Source organism: Bradyrhizobium sp., assembly GCF_035701725.1.
Lineage (GTDB): Bacteria > Pseudomonadota > Alphaproteobacteria > Rhizobiales > Xanthobacteraceae > Bradyrhizobium.
Window position 1 is genome coordinate 1 of sequence record NZ_DASSRP010000046.1, and the last position, 3,161, is coordinate 3,161.

Below are 3,161 nucleotides of genomic sequence, written 5' to 3' on the forward strand. Positions count from 1 at the left end.
GCAATTTGCGCAAGGGACGGTTTTCCGCCAGCACCTTTCGGGCGAAGGCCTCGCCACCGGCGGCGGGTCCTTCGACGATTTCCTCGATCAAGCCGTTCTTCAAGGCGTCGGACGCGGAAATCGGATCGCCGCCGACGATCATCTTGACCGCGAGCTCCGGTCCGACCGCGCGCGGCAGGCGCTGCGTGCCGCCGGCGCCGGGCAGAATGCCAAGTTTCACTTCGGGTAGCCCAAGCCGCGCGTCCTTGACTGCGACGCGGTAGTGACAGGCAAGCGCGACCTCGAGCCCGCCGCCGAGCGCGGTCCCGTGGATCGCCGCCACGATCGGCTTTGGCGAATTCTCGATCACGTCCAGCACGTCGTGAAGGCTCGGCGGAACCGGCGGCTTGTTGAACTCGGTGATGTCGGCGCCGGCGATGAAGGTGCGGCCCGCGCAAGTCAGCACGATCGCCTTGACTTCGGAATCGGCAATGGCGCGCTTGACGCAATCCAGGATGCCGCCGCGCACCGCGACGCTCAGCGCATTGACCGGCGGACTGTCGACCGTGACGACGGCAACCACGTCATGACGCTCAAGCCTGACCACTTCACTCACGGCAACTCTCCTTGGGATCTGTTCTTGCGCAGCTGACTTCCAGCTGACTCGATTATTCCGCATTGCGGAATTGAATTCCGCATCTTGACAGGGAGGGTTATTTTGAAGCACGTCCCTTGTCAACAAAGCCGTCGCGACACCGTCGCAGGCTTTGGGTTTGACATTCGCATGTTGAACTCGCGGGTACGAAAGTAGCGAACGAGAGCGTCGGCGTTGGACCATGAAGCGTCAAGGCAAGAAAGTGGCGACCGATCGCAGTTTTGTTGTTGCGCTTTCCCGCGGTCTCGATGTGTTGCGCGCGTTCCAGCCGAATGATGGCCTGCTCGGCAATCAGGAGATCGCCGCGCGCACCAAATTGCCCAAGCCGACCGTCTCGCGGCTGACCTATACGCTCACCAAACTTGGCTACCTGACGCCGGTTCCGCGCTTTGAGAAATATCAGCTGGCGCCGGCAGCCATGGCGCTCGGCTATGCTGCGCTCACCAATCTCGGCGTCCGCCAGTTGTCGGAACCCTACCGCGAAGAACTGATGCGCGAGACCGGCGGCGCGGTCGCGATCGGCGGCCGCGACCGCCTCAGCATGATCTATTTCGGCCAGAGTCGCGGCATGACGATCGGCGTCCAGCTCGATGTCGGCTCGCGCATTCCGATCGCGACCACCGCGATGGGCCGGGCCTATTTCTGGGCATTGCCTGAGGAGGAGCGCAACACGCTGTCGCGCGACCTGCGGGAATATTACGGCGCGCGTTGGACCAAGATGCGCGACGGCCTCGAACGCGCCGGAGAAACCGTCGCCAAATACGGCTTTGCGATTTCGGCGGGCGAATGGCACGACGACATTGCCGCCGTCGGCGTAGCACTAAAGCTCAATGACGGAACCGGCCCATATGCGTTTAACTGCGGCGCGCCGGCGTTTCGTTTTACCGAAGACCGGCTGCGCAACGATATCGGGCCGCGTCTCTTGAGCATGGTCCGGACCATCGAAGCCGCACTCGGCGGAATAGCGCCGCAAGTAAAAAAACAAGAGGGGCGGAAACTGAAAGCAGGAGGGAAAGTTGCGCGAGTGGTTGAGGGGATCAGGTAGCCTTTGCCGTTCTGATGCAGCAAAAGCGCCTTTTGGTTCCGACCGGATAGCCTGCCGGTGCGGGGAACGATGACCGGCACCCCGGCTGCATCTCCCCTCCTTGCGGTTTGCGACGTCAGCGTGACGTTCGGCGGCATCGTCGCGTTGAACGGCGTTTCCTTCGCGATGCAGCAGGGACAGATTCTCGGCCTCATCGGCCCGAACGGCGCCGGCAAGACCACGCTGTTCAACTGCCTGAGCCGGCTCTACCAGCCAAGCGCCGGTGACATCCTGATGGAGGGCGTCAGCATCCTCGGCCGGCCGCCGCACCGCATCGCCGAAATCGGCATCGGCCGCACCTTCCAGAATGTCGCCTTGTTCTCCAACCTCTCGGTGCTCGACAATGTCAGGATCGGCGCGCATGCACGCACCCAAAGCGATATCATCAGCGATTCGCTACGCCTGCCTCAGGTCCGCCGCGGCGAAGCCGCGTTGAATGCACGTGTCGACGAAATCCTCGACTACCTCGAACTTGGCGATGTCGCTCGCAACATCGTATCGGGCCTGCCGTTCGGCACCCAGAAGCGCGTCGAACTGGCGCGCGCACTGGCCGCCGAGCCCAAGATCCTGCTGCTCGACGAACCGGCCGGCGGCCTCAACCACGAAGAGGTCTATGCCCTCGGCGAGTTGATCCGCCGCATTCGCAACGACCGCAAGATCACGGTGCTCTTGGTCGAACATCACATGGGGCTTGTGATGTCGATCGCCGACCACGTGGTGGCCCTGAACTTCGGCCGCAAGCTCGCCGAGGGCACGCCCGCCGTCGTGCAATCCGATCCCGATGTGATCAAGGCCTATCTCGGGAGCAAGGACCAATGACCGCGCTCCTCAACATCAAGGCGCTCAACGCCTATTACGGCCAGGTCCAGGCGCTGCATGGGCTCGAATTCACGCTCAACGAAGGCAGCGTGACCACGCTCCTGGGCGCCAACGGCGCCGGCAAGACAACGACCTTGCGCGCGATCTGCAACATGGTGCGCACCACGGGCGCGATCGAATTCGATGGCGCGCCGCTGACCAGCCGCTCGACCGAAAACATCGTACGTCTCGGGATTGCCCATGTGCCGCAGGGTCGCGGTACCTTCACCACCATGACGGTCGCAGAAAATCTCCAGCTCGGCGCCATCACCCGAAACAAGGCCGGCGTGGCATCCGACATCGAACGCATGTACGCGCATTTTCCGGTGCTCAAGCAGCGTCAGGCTCAGCAGGCCGGCACGCTGTCCGGCGGCGAGCAACAGATGCTGGCGGTGGCGCGCGCGCTGATGCTGCGGCCGCGGCTGATGCTGCTGGACGAGCCCTCGTTCGGGCTTGCGCCCCTGATCGTGCGCGATCTCTTCAAGATTCTCGGCAAGATCAACCGCGAGGACAAGGTGACGATCCTGGTGGTCGAACAGAACGCCCAGCTCGCGCTGGAAATTGCCGACCATGCCTATGTGATCG

General features: G+C 63.1%; 4 protein-coding genes. 3 read left to right on the forward strand and 1 reads right to left on the reverse strand.

Going from position 1 to position 3,161, the window contains the following annotated elements; genetic code table 11:
• Positions 1-595, reverse strand: a 595-nt coding sequence (locus VFL62_RS02440) for an enoyl-CoA hydratase/isomerase family protein (RefSeq protein ID WP_325170790.1), incomplete at its 3' end; no start/stop codon positions are given.
• A gap of 220 nt (positions 596-815) precedes the next feature.
• On the opposite strand from VFL62_RS02440, the gene VFL62_RS02445 reads away from it, so the two are divergent.
• The 3 genes from VFL62_RS02445 to VFL62_RS02455 form a co-directional block, all read left to right on the forward strand.
• Positions 816-1,679: an IclR family transcriptional regulator gene (locus VFL62_RS02445; protein WP_325170791.1), complete on the forward strand. Its 864-nt coding sequence runs from the start codon at positions 816-818 to the stop codon at positions 1,677-1,679.
• 69 nt (positions 1,680-1,748) lie between these two features.
• A complete protein-coding gene (locus VFL62_RS02450; RefSeq protein WP_325170792.1) occupies positions 1,749-2,537 on the forward strand; it encodes an ABC transporter ATP-binding protein in 789 nt (262 codons plus the stop codon).
• Positions 2,534-3,161, forward strand: a 628-nt coding sequence (locus VFL62_RS02455; protein WP_325170793.1) for an ABC transporter ATP-binding protein, incomplete at its 3' end; no start/stop codon positions are given. The genes VFL62_RS02450 and VFL62_RS02455, both read left to right, overlap by 4 nt.